The sequence below is a fragment of the Mesorhizobium sp. B2-4-2 genome, from assembly GCF_006442845.1.
Lineage (GTDB): Bacteria > Pseudomonadota > Alphaproteobacteria > Rhizobiales > Rhizobiaceae > Mesorhizobium.
The window spans coordinates 47,032-62,054 of record NZ_VFVM01000004.1; the positions used below are offsets into that span (position 1 = coordinate 47,032).

Sequence of the window (15,023 nt, forward strand, 5' to 3'; positions counted from 1 at the left end):
CAGCCTATTTCGATGGATTGATCCAGCCGTTCGGCGGCCCGAAGCCGTTCATGGCGGCTGCCGGCCCCCAGGTCTTCGGTTCATAAAGATGCGGCGGCGTGGTGTCGCCGAGGACCGGCCCGACGATGCGCCAGGCAAGTTCGCTGGCGTCCTGGCGGGTAAAAAGCTGGCCATTGCCGTTCATGGCATCGCCGATCAGCCGTTCATAGGGCGGCATATCGCCCTTGCTGTCGTCGAGCGCCGTCAGTTCGACCTGTTCGCCGACCATGTCGTCGCCCGCTGCCTTGCGCTGGGCGCCGATCGAGATCGCCACCTGCGGGTCGATGCGGAAGCGCACATAGTTGGCGTCGTTCGGCTTGATCGGGTCGAAGACATCGAGCGGCGGCCGCTTCAGCCGCACGATCACCTCCGTGGCATGCACCGGCATGTTCTTGCCGGCGCGGATGAAGAACGGCACGTCCCGCCAGCGCCAGGTGTCGACGAGGAAGCGCACCGCCGCGAAGGTTTCGACCGGCGAGTTGGGCGCCACGCCGGGCTCGGCGAGATAGCCGTCGAATTGGCCACGCACGATATCGTCCTTGGTCAAGGTGCGGATCGCGCGCAGCACCTGCACCTTCTCGTCGATCAGGTCGTCGGCGGAACGGCCGACCGGCGGTTCCATCGCCAGCAGCAGGAGGATGTTGAGCAGATGGTTCTCGATCACGTCCCTGACGCAGCCGACCTCGTCATAGAACCGGCCGCGCCCATCGATGCCGAAATCCTCGGCCATGGTGATCTGCACGCTCTCGACGAAATTGCGGTTCCAGATCGGTTCCAGGAAGGAATTGGCGAAGCGGAAATAGAGCAGGTTCTGGATCGCCTCCTTGCCGAGATAGTGATCGATGCGGAAGATCGACTGTTCGTCGAACACCAGATGCAGCACTCGGTTCAGCCAGCGCGCCGATTGCAGGTCATGGCCGAAGGGCTTTTCCACCATCAGCCGCGCGCCGCGCGCCGTGCCCGATTGCTCCAGGCCCTGGACCACCGTCTCGAACATGGTCGGCGGCACCGCCATGTAGTGCAGCGGCCGCTGGGCGGTGCCCAGCGCGCTCTTCAGTTTCTCGAACGTGGCCGGGTCGCGATAGTCGCCGCTGACATAGCGCAGCAGCGAAGCGAGCTTGGCGAACACCTTCTCGTCGATCTTGCCGAGCGTATTGACGATGCCGTCGCGCGCGCGGTCCTGCAATTTCCTCAAATCCCAGGCGTCGAAGGCGACGCCGATCACCGGTTCGGTAAGCGTTCCCTTGGCGACCATGGCATAGAGGGAAGGAAATATCTTCTTGTGGGCGAGGTCGCCGGTCGCCCCGAAGAGCACCAGCGTATCGGACCGTTCCGGGCTCATGAGCGCGTCTCCCCTGCCGCCGTCACTTGCCGGCCTTCGGTTTTTCGACATGGCCGCCGAATGCATAGCGCATGGCCGACAAGAGCTTGTCGGCGAATTCGGATTCGCCTTGCGAGGAGAAGCGGTCGAAGAGGGCCGAGGACAGCACCGGCGCCGGCACGCCGGTGTCGATGGCCGCTTTCAGGGTCCAGCGGCCTTCGCCGGAATCGGACACCCGGCCGCCAAACTGGGTCAGGCCGGGATCGCTCTTCAACGCGCCGGCGGTGAGATCAAGCAGCCACGAGCCGATGACGCTGCCATGCCGCCAGACCTCGGCCACTTCGGCAAGGTCGATGTCAAACTGGTAGTATTCGGGGTTCTGCAACGGGCTGGTCTCGGCATCGGCCTCGCGCTTGACCTTGCCGGCATTGCCGGCCTTGAGAATATTCATGCCTTCGGCATAGGCGGCCATGACGCCGTACTCGATGCCGTTATGGACCATCTTGACGAAGTGGCCGGCGCCGCTCGGGCCACAATGCAGATAGCCGAAGGGCGCCGTGCCGGCCGTCTTGTCGGGAGCGGGCGCACCGGCATCCGCGCCGGGCGCCAGCGTGGCGAAGACCGAATCGAGATGCCGGACCGCGTCATCGGGCCCGCCGATCATCAGGCAGTAGCCGCGATCCAGGCCCCAGACGCCGCCGCTGGTGCCGACATCGACATAGTTGAGGCCCTTGGCGGCGAGCTTGGCGGCCCGGTCGACGTCGTCGTGATAGTAGGAATTGCCGCCGTCGATGATGATGTCGCCGGGTTCCATCAGCGCCGCCACCTGATCGACGATCTTGCCGGTGATGGCCGCAGGCAGCATCAGCCACACGCAGCGCGGCTTGGCGAGCTTGCCGACGAATTCCGCCATCGATGCAGCCCCCGAGGCGCCGTCGCCGACCAGGGCCGCGACGCTTGCCGGGTTGATGTCGTAGACGACGCATTCGTGGCCGTCACGCATCAGGCGCCGGACCATGTTGGCGCCCATTCGGCCCAGTCCCATCATTCCGATCTGCATGGTCTCATCCTTGTGTCTTGAAGAGGATCTGCCGGGAAGGATCTACAGTCTGTCCTGTTCACCAATGATGACGGAGAAGTCGACATTCTCCCAATCGCCGCTGCCGGGCCAGAAAAAAGTGAAGATCAGCGTGCTCCCCTCGGGCAGGCCGGCTACCGGCAGATCAGCAACATGGACGCCGAAGGCATTCTCGCTGGTCGCGCTGTCATGCACGGTCGCCCAATTGTCGACGCTCCAATGAACGGTTGCCTTCGCCAAAAGCTCGACGCGCATTGTCTTGCCGGCCGGCATGGAACGGATCTTGTTGTTGAAGCGCCATGTCCGGAACGGCGAGACGGTCCTATTGTCGATATAGCGTTCGACGCCTTGCGGCGGCATGTCGAACACCGCGCCGTCGCGCAGCGAGCGCAGCAGCTTGATATGTTCGGAATGCGCCCAGACCAGCGGCATGGCGCTGCCCGAGGGCTTGCCATGCAGCAGTTCGCGCTCGGGGAGGTCGGCGCCGTCCCAGATCTGCTCCGGCAACAGGCCGCCCGGTCCGGACGAGCCCTCCATTGCCGCCAGCAGCGAGGTCGCCTTGTCCTTGCGTCCGGCCGCCAGCTCGTAATGGGCCCGTTCGCCGGCGAGCAACGGCCAGGGGCGGCCCTGGCCGGTGCCGTCGAATGGCGCGCCGTCCTCGTGCTCGCCATAGCCGTCGCCGGTGTAGCGATACCAGAGCGGCCCCTGCGGCAGTTGCCGGCGCAGCTGCGCGTCGATGACCTTGACCGTGTCGACGATGCGCGGATCGTCGGCTGCCCTGAGGCCAAAGCGCACCAGGGCAAATGCGTCCGGGCTGACGATTTCCTGCGCCGGCCGGTCGGCATCGCCAGGCGGGCGGTTTTTGATCGGCACATAGCCGTCCTTCGGCGAACCGGCCTCGGCGCTGTCGGGCGGTGCGATGCGGACATAGTAACCCGCGACGCCGGTCGCCTCGCAGCTTGCCGTGCCGGTGACATAGGTCCAGCGCTCGACCTGGTCGTTCCAGCCGTCGGCGGTCTCGCGCAGATAGCTTGCTGCGTCCTGCTTGCCGCAGGCCTCCAGCATATCCGCGGCGGCAAGCAGCGCCGCGATCTCAACGGCGAGCGTGAACGGGCTGTAACCGGAATCCTCCTCCCAACGGTCCTCGCCGGTGACGGGTCCATTGCGCACGACATAGGCTGCGGCGCGCTCGATCATTGGCAGGAAGGCCAAAAGCCTGGCGCGCGGCAAATGGCCCTGGCGCCGCAGCGCATCCGCCAGCAGCAGCGGAAAGGCGCATTCGTCCATCTGGATGCCCGGCCAATAAGCTGTCCCATCGAGCCAGGCGTTCTGCGGCCAGTGGCCATCCGGCTGCTGGATGGAGCAGAGATAGTCGAGGGTTTGCAGGGCCGAAGCGGCATCGCCGGCGGCGAGAAAGCCGCCCGCCGTCTCGACCAGATCGCGCGGCCAGACCAGATGGTAGCCGCCGAGATCGTCGTCGCCCTTGTCGAAGCCCCATGGGATAGACAGGCTGGCGACCGCCGCGCCCGGCATGAGCGATGACCGGTGCGTCGCCAGGACGGCGGTGGAGATCCTGTAGCTGTTCACTCCGGACGCGCCACGGCGGTCCAGCCGCAGCAGGCCAGCCTGCCATTCGCGCCATTGTTCGGCGTAGGAAGTCGCCGCCGCCGCGAAACCCTGCCTGAGGCTGGCGAAGGCATTTCGAGCGGCCTCTTCGGACGTCGCCCCGAAGCCCAGCGCCAGTACCGTTTTGGTGCTGTTGGCGGAAAACCCGATTTCGCCGGTCAGCGCTACATTGCCGTCCTCGGCTTGCTGAAAGGCTGGATCGAGCCGACCGGTGTTGCGCAGTTGCTGCCAGCCGTCGGAGACGCCGACATATCCGGCCGAGCCGTTCCGCCAGGGCAGCGATGAGGCCAGCGCAAGGCAAGTGCCGCGGCCCGAGGCGAACAGCACAGGCTCTCCCTCATGGTCGCCGACCCAGGCGGTGTTGCCCATGCCGGCATTGACCAGATGCGGCGCCAGCAAGGCGTGGACGCGGTAGTCGCCCGGCGCGCCCTTGAGCGGCGTGAAGGTGATCTCCTGCAGCAAGGTGGGTCGTGCAGGGTCGGCCAGGATACGCTTCTCGATCCGGTAGGCGCCGTCATCAGCGGTGTTGACCAGCCTGTAGGCTGGCACGCCTTCTTCGAACGGTTCGATGCCATGCGCGGCATCACGTTTTTCTTCCGAGAAATATCCGTTCGGGCCGGTGACAATCAGGCCGAGGTCGCGGGTGCAGGCACTGTCGACACCGGGATAGTAGATCTCGTTCAGGATGCCATGGCTGACCGTGAACCAGACGCGGCTCGACGGCGAAAGCGCCGCGCCGACGCCGCTCTTGGCGCTTGACGTCCAGCGCGCCGGAATTCCCGGAGCCCCCGGGGGAACGATCGGCGTCACTGCCATGCGTCTGCGGCCTCCTGCCGGCATGCCTAGCCCATCCACCGAAGCCTTTTCAATCGTCGCACCGCAATGTGATCAGCGGCATCTTATGGATTGCAGTTGACAGCTCGCCGGCCTTCTGCACTTTTGTCTGACAATAGATAAAAAACAGGTACGCAAGCGCGATAGTCACCAGCAGCCATCAAGACCAGCAACTCGGGAGGAGTATGACATGAAGAAACTGTTCGTCCTGGGCACCCTTGCAGCGGTGCTCGCAGCCGGTACGGCGTTTGCCGACACCAGCGGCAAGAAGATCGCTTTCTCCAACAATTACGCCGGCAATTCGTGGCGGCAGGCGATGCTCGACAGCTACAACGCCGTCACCAAGAAGGCGGTGGCCGACAAGGTGGTCGGGGCCGCCGATGTCTTCACGACGGCCGACAAGGAAGTGCCGACCCAGGCAGCCCAGGTGCAAAACCTGATTCTACAGGGCTATGACGCCATCGTCATCAACGCCGCCTCGCCCGACGCGCTGAACGGTGCCATCAAGCAGGCCTGCGACGCCGGCATCGTGGTCGTTTCCTTCGACGGCATCGTCACCGAACCCTGCGCCTACCGCGTCGTCGTCGACTATAAGGACATGGGCAAGCAGGAAGTCGAGCATATGGCCAAGTTCCAGCCCAAGGGCGGCAACCTGCTCGAGATCCGTGGCCTCGCCGGCACCTCGATCGACGACGCCATCCATGCCGGCATCCTCGAAGGCGTGGCCGCCCATCCCGAGTTCAAGATCGTCGGCTCGGTGACCGGCGACTGGGACCAGACGACGGCGCAGAAGGCGGTGGCGACCATCCTGCCCTCGCTGCCCGAAATCGTCGGCATCGTCGACCAGGGCGGTGACGGCTATGGCGCCGCGCAAGCCTTCGCCGCCGCCGGCAAGCCGCGCCCGACCATCATCATGGGCAACCGCCAGGACGAGCTGAAATGGTGGAAGGAACAGAAGGAAAAGGACGGCTACCAGACCTGGTCGGCCTCGATCGCGCCCGGTGTCTCGACGCTCGCCTTCTGGGTGGCGCAGCAAGTGCTCGACGGCCGCAAGGACATTCCCCACGACCTGCTGGTGCCGTATCTCGCCTTCACTCAGGACGATTTCGAGGCCGCTCTGCCGAAGATCAAGGAGGGCGGGGTCGCCACGCACGAGTATACGCAGGAAGACGCCATCGCGGCCATCAAAGCCAACATCAAGTGAACATCGCACACGCGTTGCCGTGCGCATCGCCGACCGGATATCGTTGAGCATGCCTGAAGGGAACGCGGACATCATCAGACTGAGCGGCGCCGAAAAACACTTCGGCGCCGTTCGCGCGCTTGGCGGCGTCGACTTCACTGTCGGGCCCGGCGAGTGCGTCGGCCTCGTCGGCCACAACGGCGCCGGCAAATCGACGCTCATGCACATGGTGGCGGGCACGCTGACACCCGACAGCGGAACGATCGGCGTGCATGGTGAGGCCGAGGAGAACTACTCGGTGTCGCGGGCACAGCAGCTCGGCATACGCTGCGTGTTCCAGGAATTGTCGCTGTGCCCCAATCTCAGCGTCGCCGAGAACACGCGCATCAACCACGCCTCGCTCACCGGCTTCGGCTGGCGGCGCAAGGCGGCCGAGCTGATCACGGCCAAGCTGGACGAAATCTTTCCCGAACATGGCATTTCGGCGGCCGACATCGCCGGTGACCTTTCAATCGGACGGCGACAGATGGTGGAGGTGGCGCGCGCGTTCACGCTGACCCGCGAGCCGCTCCACCTGGTCATCCTCGACGAGCCGACGTCCTCGCTCGACGCGCACACGGCGGGGCAGTTGCTTGCCTTCGTGCGCCGCTTCGTCGCGTCGGGCGGCAGCTGCATTCTCATCTCCCACGTGCTGGGCGAAGTGCTGCAGAACGCCGATCGCATCGTCGTGATGCGCGACGGCAAGGTTGTCGCCGCCGACGCGGCGAACGCCTTCGACCGCGATAGGCTGGTCGCCACCATGGGCGGCGCCGAAGGACATCGGAGGACCGCCACCGAAATCCGGAAAGCCGAGGCCGGCCCGTTGCGCGTGCGCGCACGGCCGGCGCGGCAGCAGGACGGCAAGGAGCTGGTGGCCCGCGCCGGCGAGATCATCGGACTTGCCGGCCTGGCCGGCCATGGCCAGACCGACCTGCTGCTGGCGATCTTCGCCGCGGCATCGCGCGCCAAGGCCGGCGTCGAGGTCACCGCACCGGTGGCGCTTGTGGCCGGCGACCGCCAGGCGGACGGCATCTTCCCGCAGTGGTCGATCGCTGAAAATATCGGCATCCGCTCGCTGGCTCGGCTGCGCAACGGGCTGTTGATCTCGCCTCGGCGCGAGGCCGAACTGGCCGGGTTCTGGCAAAAGAAGATCGGCATCCGCACGCCGGATATGAACAACAACATCTTTTCGCTGTCGGGCGGCAACCAGCAGAAGGCCTTGTTCGCCCGGGCACTCGGCTCCGATGCCGGGATCGTGCTGATGGACGACCCGATGCGCGGCGTCGACATCGGCACCAAGCTCGAGGTTTACGATCTCGTGCGCGAGGAGGCCGGCAAAGGCCGCACCTTCCTCTGGTACACCACGGAAACGGAAGAACTCGACAATTGCGACCATGTCTATGTCTTCAAGAACGGTCGCATCGTCGCCAATCTGACGCGCGACGAGCTGACGGAAGAAAAGATCATCCAGTCCTCCTTCGGCGACGCGGCCTGAGATGACGGCCGTCTCTGTTCAAAACGGTTCGAAGACCTTTGGGAGCGGAGCGGCACGCGCCCGCCTACTGCGTGGGCTGCTGCCGGCGCTGTCGCTGGTGCTGGTGCTGCTCGCTATCGCCTGGCTCAATCCGCGCGCCATCAGCTATTTCGGCTTCGGCCTGATGCTGAACCTGGCGATCCCGATCGCGCTGGCGACGATAGCGCAGATGTTCGTCATATCGGGCAACGAGCTCGACCTGTCGATCGGCACCTTTGTCGGTTTCGTCGGTTGCGTCACCGCGACGTGGTTGAAGGACGCACCGCTCATCGGCGTCCTCATCCTGCTCGGATCGATCGGCGTCTATGCGCTGCTCGGCGCGCTGATCCACCTGCGCAATTTGCCATCGATCGTGGTGACGCTGGGCATGAGTTTCGTCTGGCAGGGGCTGGCCATCCTGGTGCTGCCCAAGCCGGGCGGCAAGGCGCCGGACTGGCTGCTGGCGATCATGGCGTTCAAGCCGCCCTTTGTGCCCTTCCCCATCATCGCGGCGCTGCTGATTGGCCTCATCGTCCATTTCGGCCTGATGCGCACCTCCTATGGCGTGATCCTGCGCGGCTCGGGCGGCAACCCGGCTGCGCTCAAACGTGCCGGCTGGTCGCTGCTCAAGACCAAGGTCGTGTTGTTCGCGCTGACGGGTCTGTTCGGCGTGCTGTCCGGCATGGCGCTGATCGGCATCACCACTTCGGCCGATGCCAATATCGGCAATGGCTACACGCTGCTTTCGATCGCCGGCGTCATCCTCGGCGGCGGCGAATTCGTCGGCGGACGCGTGTCGCCGATCGGCGCGGTAATCGGCGCGTTGACCTTGGCGCTGGCGGCATCGCCGCTGCTCACCTTCATGCACATCCCGCCCGACTGGCAGGTGGCGGCCAATGGCGCCATCCTGATCATCGTGCTGGCGGCGCGGGTGCTGATCAGCCGCAAGGAGAGGTGAGCGATGACGCTGGTTAGATCGCTGGCTGCCAAACCCTGGATCTGGTCGTTCGTCGGCGCGCTTGTGGTGTGGCTGGCGACGATCGCCTTCACCGGCGGCTATGGCGCCGGCGGCATGGTAACCGCTGCCCTTTCGCTCGCGGTGTTCACCGTCATCGTCGGCGTCGGCCAGATGTTCGTCATCACGCTTGGGCCGGGCAATGTCGACCTGTCGCTACCGGCCAATATCGGGCTCGCCAGCGCGGTGGCCATGAAGGTGATGGGCGGCAGCGATGCCATGATCGTGGTCGGGCTGCTGGCCGCGCTTGCCTGTGGTGCCGCGATCGGTGCCGTCAACTATCTGCTGATCTGGGCGCTGCGAATACCGCCGATCATCGCCACTTTGTCGGCGAGCTTCATCATCCAGTCGGTCGACATTAGCTATGGGCGCGGATTGCAGATCAAGCCGCCGCCGGGCTTTGCCGATTTCGCCAACCGGCAGGTTCTCGGCATTCCGGTGCTGGCGGTTCTCACCGTGCTGTTTACCATCGGTGCGGCCATCGCCTTGCAGCGCATGATCTATGGTCGCTCGGTGCTGGCGATAGGCCAGAACATCCGCGCCGCCTGGCTCGCCGGCATCAATGTCGGCCGCGTCCGTTTCCTCACCTACACGCTGTCGGGCGCACTCGGCGGCATCGACGGCGCGCTGCTCGCCGGTTATTTCCGCGGCGCCAATGTCGATATCGGCAACGAGTATTTGCTGGCTTCGATCGCCGTGGTGGTCATCGGCGGCACCTCGGTGGCCGGCGGCAAGGCCAATGTCCCCGGCGTTTGGGGCGCAGCACTGTTCCTGGTGCTGCTTTTGACCATGCTCAACACATTCGGCGTCAGCGCCGGCGTGCGCCTGCTCTTGACCGGGCTGATCATCGTCGGCGTGATCACGGCGGCCGGCGGGGAGAAGGCGGTGCGGTGATATTCGCCTCACTTCAACCGCAACTCGCCAGCGTGCCGCCCTACAGCCTGTCCTGACAAGTCTTGTGCCAGTGCGACACGCGGTTCCCATTCGCGGCGCGGCCTAGTAAACCCTCCCGATCGCAGCCGGTCTCGGGAGGTTCAGCTTGTCCAATTTTGTCAGCGTCGCCAGGGACAACGACGTCGCCATCATCACCATCGACAACCCGCCGGTCAACGCGCTGAGCCTTCATGTCCGCGAACCACTGATGCAGGCGCTGGTTGCCTTGCGTGACGACGCATCCGTCGCGGTCATCGTCGTCGCATGCGCGGGCCGGACCTTCGTCGCCGGCGCCGACATCACCGAATTCGGCAAGCCCGTGCAGCAGCCCGAGCTGCGTGCCATCATTGGGACGCTGGAAACCATCGCCAAACCTACGGTCGCCGCCATCCACGGCACCGCGCTGGGCGGCGGGCTGGAGCTGGCGCTCGGCTGTCACTTCCGCGTTGCCGATGCCGACGCCAGGCTCGGCCTGCCCGAGGTGAAGCTTGGACTGCTGCCAGGCGGCGGCGGCACGGTGCGGCTACCGCGCCTCGTCGGCGCGATCAAAGCGCTCAGGATGATCGTTTCCGGTGCGCTGGTCGGTGCTGATGAGGCGCATGAAGCCGGACTGGTCGATGCTGTCTTCGAGAGTAACGTGACCACGCATGCCGTGAACTTCGCCAGGGAGATCGCTCGCAAGGGCGGGCCGTTCACGCCGGTGCGCGATCGCGATGACGAGATCAAGAAAACCGAGCTGGCCGCTTTCGATGCCGAGGCGGCGGATCTCGCCAGGAAGGCGCGCGGCCTCGACGCACCGATCGCTTGCGCGCAAGCGGTGCGCAACACCGTCACGATGTCGTTCGAGGAAGCTCTGGCTGCCGAACGCGCGCTGTTCATGAAGCTGGTTGCCGGCGATCAGTCGCGGGCGCAGCGGCATCTGTTCTTCGCCGAGCGTGAAGCCGCAAAGATCCCGGGCAAGGACCTTGTCCGGCGCAGGATCGCCCGCGTCGGCGTCATCGGCGCCGGCACGATGGGCGGCGGCATCGCCATGGCCTTCGCCAATGGCGGTTTTCCAGTCACCTTATTGGAGACCAGCGAGGAAGCCTTGCAGCGCGGGCTCGGCATGATCGACAAGAACTATGCCGTCTCGGTCTCGCGTGGCTCCTTGACCGAAGACGCCAAGCGCCAACGCCTCGTTCAATTCAAGGGCTCCACCGACTATTCCGATCTCGCCGATTGCGACCTGATCATCGAGGCCGTGTTCGAGGACATGGCGGTCAAGAAAGAGGTGTTCGGCAAGCTCGATGCCGTGGCCAAGCCGGGAGCGATACTCGCCACCAACACCTCCTATCTCGATATCGACGAAATCGCGGCCTCGATCTCGCGCCCGCAAGACGTGCTCGGCCTGCACTTCTTCTCGCCGGCCAACGTCATGAAGCTGTTGGAAATCGTGCGCGCCGACAAGACCGCGCCCGACGCGCTGGCAACCGTAGTCGACTTGGCGCGGCGGATCGGCAAGGTGGCCGTCGTCGTCGGCGTCTGCCACGGCTTCGTCGGCAACCGCATGCTGGCCGCGCGCGGCTCCGAATCGGAAGCCTTGCTGCTGGAAGGCGCGACGCCCAGCCAGATCGACAAGGCCTTCACCGATTTCGGCTGGCCGATGGGGCCGTTCCAGATGGGCGATCTCGCCGGCCTCGACATTAGCTGGCGCAACCGCAAGGCGCGAGGCCAGACGGCCGTGATCGCCGACACGTTGTGCGAACAGGGGCGTTTCGGCCAGAAAACCGGTCGAGGTTATTATCTTTACGAGAACGGGTCACGTATGCCGGTCCCGGACCCGCAGATCGATGCGCTGATCCGCGGTAAGGCAGCCGAGAAGGGCATCGCGTCGCGCGAAATCAGCGCGGAAGAAATCATCGAGCGCACGCTCTATCCCATGGTCAACGAGGGGGCCAAGATTCTGGAAGAAGGGATAGCCGCCCGCGCCTCCGACATCGATGTCATCTGGGTCAACGGCTATGGCTTTCCCATCGGCAAGGGCGGTCCGATGTTCTGGGCCGGCCTCGAAGGCGCGCCCAGGATCGTCGAGCGGCTCGAATATTGGCACCAGCGGACGGGCAAGGATGTTTTCAAGCCGGCGCGGCTGCTGAAACGGATGGCCGAGACCGGCTCCTGGGAGGCTGGCGCAAGACCTTGATCGAAAGGCGGTTGAAGGCCGTCGGAATTATCTTATCCGCGCGTCGATGATTTCGACAAAGCGGGCAAAAAGGCCGGCCTGCGATTTGATCTTGAGCTTGCGATAGATGTTGCGGCGATGGACCTTCACCGTCCCCGGCACGATGCGCATGGCCCGGGCGATTGATTCAGTGGAATGCCCTTGCAGCACTAGATCGACGACATGCTTTTCGCGCGGCGTCAGGGACAGGCTCTTCCAGATATGGGCGCGATCGAACTCGTTGACCGCCGCCAATGCATCGTCTTGCCTGGCCTCGGCCGGCTCGTCGGCGGGAAGGGCGGGCCAGCGCAATCGGGCGAAGGCGACCACCGCCGGCGCCATGTCGCGCAGCAGTCTGGCGTCGGCGGTCCCGAACGGACCTGAAGCGCGCAGCCGCATCAGCGACAGCACCAGCGCATCCTTGCCCGGCAGCGGAACGAAGAAGCCGACCTCCTCGGCCAGCCTGGTCTGGCTGTAGTAGGAGCGAAAATATTCGCTGGCGTAGAAGCGGTCGGGCGCCAGCTCGCGCATGCGCCAGAACCCTTCCTTGCGTTCGACCGCCGCGTGATGGAACGGGTCGAGCAGGTATGGGCCTTCCTGATAGAGCGCGACGAAGACATGGCTCTCGGCCGACGAGAAGGTCTCGAACAGCAACGGCGGACGGGCAGCGCCGCGGTAGCCGAAGATCACGCAATGATCGAAGTCGACGTGCTGCCGCAGCCAAGCGACCATCGCCCTGCCGAAGACGTCGCCGCTCGTCTCCCGCGTCGCCGCGACCAGCGCGGCGAGCTGGCTGTAGTCGTCGCTGCGGGACATCCAATACCCCCTTAAACAAGAAAATAGGTCAGATATACCACCTGCGAGGTATATACTAGCTGCCATTGGCTCTGGTAGCGTCCTGAAATCGCATCGTCCTGTCGCTGGAGCCCGCAGCCTTGACCGCAGTGCCCGACATCGAGTTTCGCGGCGTCACCAAGCGCTATGGCGCGGTGACCGCGGTCAGCGGCATCGATCTGGCCGTGCCGCCCTCCGCTTTCGTCGCCCTGCTCGGACCATCCGGCTGCGGCAAGACGACCTGCCTGCGCATGATCGGCGGCTTCGAACAGCCGAGCGAGGGCAAGGTGCTCATCCGCGGCCAGGACATGGCCGACACGCCGCCCTACAGGCGGCCTGTCAACATGGTGTTCCAGCAATATGCACTGTTCCCGCATCTGGACGTGAACGACAATGTCGCCTACGGGTTGCGCCAGGCACGACCGCGGCTGTCGTCGCGCGAGATCGGCCTGCGGGCAGGCAAAGCGCTGGAAATGGTGCGGCTGGCCGGTTATGGCGGCCGCAAGGTCCACGAACTGTCCGGCGGCCAGCAGCAGCGTGTCGCTCTCGCCCGCGCGCTGGTCAACAAACCGGCGGTGCTGCTGCTCGACGAGCCGCTGGCGGCGCTCGACAAGAAGCTGCGCACCGACATGCAGATCGAATTGCAGAACCTGCAACGCGAGATCGGCATCACCTTCGTGCTGGTCACCCACGACCAGGAGGAAGCGCTGTCGATGAGCGATTTCGTCTGCGTCATGAATGGCGGCCGCATCGTTCAGCTTGGGCAGCCGAGCGAGATTTATGACGAACCGGCCGACCTGTTCGTCGCCGATTTCGTCGGCAAGACCAATCTCTTGAGCGGCGCCGTCGCAGGGCATTCGGGCGATCTGGTGGATGTGAAGCTGGCCGATGGCACCGTCATCGCGGCGCGCAAGCGGGTGGATTTGCGGCAGGGCGAAACCGTTTCGGTCAGCCTGCGTCCTGAATCGCTCAGTCTCGGTGGCCCGACTAGCGGCCCGCTCAAGGGCATCGTCCGCAACCGGATCTTTCTGGGCTCCACGGCGGAATACGCGGTCGAGGTCCAGGGCATCGGAACGCTGCTGGCCAAGGCCGACCACATGATCGGCCAGGGCAATCTCTTCAAGCCGGGTGAACCCGTCGCCATCGGCTTTGCCGCCGGAACGCCGTTGGCGTTCGCGGATCCAAAGAACAACGGGACCAACCAGAGGGTAGAAAAACATGTCGAAATCATATCGTGACGGACTGCCGATAAGCCCCGAGAATTTCGTCGACCAGCTAATGCGCCTCAAGCGCGGCTCGATCGGCCGCCGCGACTTCCTTGGCCTCACCGGCCTCGGCATCGCGACGGCGGTGATGGCGCGCGAGATCGGCATCATGCCGACGCCGGCCTTTGCCGCCGAGAACCTCGGCGACCGCATGTCGATCGCCACCTGGCCCAACTATCACGACCCGCAGACCTTCGAGAATTTCAAGAAGGACACAGGCGTGGCCGTCGAGGTCAACGTGTTCGGCTCGAATGAGGAGATGCTGGCCAAATTGCAGGCCGGGGCGTCGGGCTGGAGCCTGTTCGTGCCGACCAATTACACCATCTCGACCTACAAGAAGCTCGGCATCATCGAGCCGTTGGACATGGCCAAGCTGCCGAATTTCGACGGCACGCAGGAAGACCCGCGCTTCACCTCGGAAGGCACGATCGACGGCACGATCTACGCCGTGCCGAAGAATTGGGGCACGACAGGATTTGCCGTCAACACCAAGAAGCTGACCAAGCCGATGACGAGCTGGAAGGAATTCTGGGACACCGCCATGACCGAGGGCGACGGCCGCACTATGGTGCACGACTATCAGCTGACCACCATCGGCAATGCGCTGAAATATTACGGCTACTCCTTCAACTCGCTGAAGCAGGACGAACTCGCCAAGGCCGAGGAATTGCTGCTCAAGGTCAAGCCGCATCTGTTCGCGGTGTCTTCCGACTACCAGCCGGGCATGCGCGCGGGCGATGCCTGGATGACGATGTGCTGGACCAATGACGGTGCGCAGCTCCATCGCGACATTCCGGAGATCGCCTATGTGCTGGGCAAGGAAGGCGGCGAGATCTGGACCGACTTCTACGCCATCCCGAAGGACGCGCCGAACAAGCCGGCCGGCTACGCCCTGCTCAACTATCTGATGAACCCGCAGGTCGCGGTCAAGGAGCACCTCGCCAACGGCGCGCCTTCCACCGACGCCCGCGTCAACAAGCTGCTGCCGAAGGAGGTGCTGGACAATCCGATCCTCTATCCGGCGGCCGACCTGTTGACGCCGCTGGAATTCGGCGCTGCTGCAACGCTGACCGATCCGGGTCGCGCCGAGCTGATGGCGCGCTTCAAGTCTGCTTGAGCCAGGCGGGGCAACAAATCCCATTCGAG

At 64.7% G+C, this 15,023-nt stretch carries 11 protein-coding genes; 7 read left to right on the top strand and 4 right to left on the bottom strand.

Going from position 1 to position 15,023, the window contains the following annotated elements:
* Positions 1-4: 4 nt before the first annotated feature.
* The 3 genes from zwf to FJ942_RS10430 are packed head-to-tail and all read right to left on the bottom strand — an operon-like array spanning position 5 to position 4,880.
* Positions 5-1,381, bottom strand: a complete 1,377-nt coding sequence (zwf, locus tag FJ942_RS10420; protein ID WP_140492609.1) for a glucose-6-phosphate dehydrogenase — start codon at positions 1,379-1,381, stop codon at positions 5-7.
* Between the two features lie 22 nt (positions 1,382-1,403).
* Entirely contained in the window at positions 1,404-2,420 is a 1,017-nt protein-coding gene (gene gnd / locus FJ942_RS10425; RefSeq protein ID WP_140492606.1) for a phosphogluconate dehydrogenase (NAD(+)-dependent, decarboxylating), read from the bottom strand.
* Positions 2,421-2,462: 42 nt separating this feature from the next.
* Positions 2,463-4,880, bottom strand: coding sequence for a glucan 1,4-alpha-glucosidase (locus FJ942_RS10430; protein WP_140897652.1), 2,418 nt, complete (start codon positions 4,878-4,880; stop codon positions 2,463-2,465).
* A 208-nt stretch (positions 4,881-5,088) separates the two neighbouring features.
* On the opposite strand from FJ942_RS10430, the gene FJ942_RS10435 reads away from it, so the two are divergent.
* The 5 genes from FJ942_RS10435 (at position 5,089) to FJ942_RS10455 (ending at position 11,760) form a co-directional block, all read left to right on the top strand.
* Positions 5,089-6,102: an ABC transporter substrate-binding protein gene (locus tag FJ942_RS10435; protein ID WP_140492600.1), complete on the top strand. Its 1,014-nt coding sequence runs from the start codon at positions 5,089-5,091 to the stop codon at positions 6,100-6,102.
* Positions 6,103-6,151: 49 nt separating this feature from the next.
* Positions 6,152-7,615, top strand: coding sequence for a sugar ABC transporter ATP-binding protein (locus FJ942_RS10440; protein WP_140897654.1), 1,464 nt, complete (start codon positions 6,152-6,154; stop codon positions 7,613-7,615).
* Between the two features lies 1 nt (position 7,616).
* On the top strand, positions 7,617-8,591 hold the full coding sequence (locus FJ942_RS10445) for an ABC transporter permease (RefSeq protein ID WP_140625399.1): 975 nt from the start codon (positions 7,617-7,619) through the stop codon (positions 8,589-8,591).
* Between the two features lie 3 nt (positions 8,592-8,594).
* Entirely contained in the window at positions 8,595-9,542 is a 948-nt protein-coding gene (locus FJ942_RS10450) for an ABC transporter permease (protein WP_140897656.1), read from the top strand.
* 145 nt (positions 9,543-9,687) lie between these two features.
* On the top strand, positions 9,688-11,760 hold the full coding sequence (locus FJ942_RS10455) for a 3-hydroxyacyl-CoA dehydrogenase NAD-binding domain-containing protein (RefSeq protein WP_140897658.1): 2,073 nt from the start codon (positions 9,688-9,690) through the stop codon (positions 11,758-11,760).
* A gap of 27 nt (positions 11,761-11,787) precedes the next feature.
* On the opposite strand, the gene FJ942_RS10460 is transcribed toward FJ942_RS10455, so the two are convergent.
* Positions 11,788-12,594 carry a LuxR C-terminal-related transcriptional regulator gene (locus FJ942_RS10460; RefSeq protein WP_140492585.1) on the bottom strand — a complete coding sequence of 269 codons (807 nt, stop codon included), beginning with the start codon at positions 12,592-12,594 and terminating at the stop codon, positions 11,788-11,790.
* A gap of 119 nt (positions 12,595-12,713) precedes the next feature.
* Here FJ942_RS10460 and FJ942_RS10465 point away from each other — a divergent pair, with 119 nt between their 5' ends.
* Positions 12,714-13,850 carry an ABC transporter ATP-binding protein gene (locus FJ942_RS10465; protein WP_140513973.1) on the top strand — a complete coding sequence of 379 codons (1,137 nt, stop codon included), beginning with the start codon at positions 12,714-12,716 and terminating at the stop codon, positions 13,848-13,850.
* The gene (locus FJ942_RS10470; protein WP_140492580.1) at positions 13,831-14,994 is read left to right on the top strand and encodes a spermidine/putrescine ABC transporter substrate-binding protein; all 1,164 of its coding nucleotides are present in this window, start codon (positions 13,831-13,833) and stop codon (positions 14,992-14,994) included. Before FJ942_RS10465 ends, FJ942_RS10470 begins: the two co-directional genes overlap by 20 nt.
* The last annotated feature ends 29 nt before the right edge of the window (positions 14,995-15,023 follow it).

Excerpts from the sequence above, each read along its gene's own strand:
- FJ942_RS10450 (WP_140897656.1), top strand. The coding sequence starts at position 8,595 with ATGACGCTGGTTAGATCGCTGGCTGCCAAACCCTGGATCTGGTCGTTC.
- zwf (WP_140492609.1), bottom strand. The coding sequence starts at position 1,381 with ATGAGCCCGGAACGGTCCGATACGCTGGTGCTCTTCGGGGCGACCGGC.
- FJ942_RS10460 (WP_140492585.1), bottom strand. The coding sequence starts at position 12,594 with ATGTCCCGCAGCGACGACTACAGCCAGCTCGCCGCGCTGGTCGCGGCG.
- FJ942_RS10445 (WP_140625399.1), top strand. The coding sequence starts at position 7,617 with ATGACGGCCGTCTCTGTTCAAAACGGTTCGAAGACCTTTGGGAGCGGA.
- FJ942_RS10440 (WP_140897654.1), top strand. The coding sequence starts at position 6,152 with ATGCCTGAAGGGAACGCGGACATCATCAGACTGAGCGGCGCCGAAAAA.
- FJ942_RS10470 (WP_140492580.1), top strand. The coding sequence starts at position 13,831 with ATGTCGAAATCATATCGTGACGGACTGCCGATAAGCCCCGAGAATTTC.
- FJ942_RS10430 (WP_140897652.1), bottom strand. The coding sequence starts at position 4,880 with ATGGCAGTGACGCCGATCGTTCCCCCGGGGGCTCCGGGAATTCCGGCG.
- FJ942_RS10435 (WP_140492600.1), top strand. The coding sequence starts at position 5,089 with ATGAAGAAACTGTTCGTCCTGGGCACCCTTGCAGCGGTGCTCGCAGCC.
- gnd (WP_140492606.1), bottom strand. The coding sequence starts at position 2,420 with ATGCAGATCGGAATGATGGGACTGGGCCGAATGGGCGCCAACATGGTC.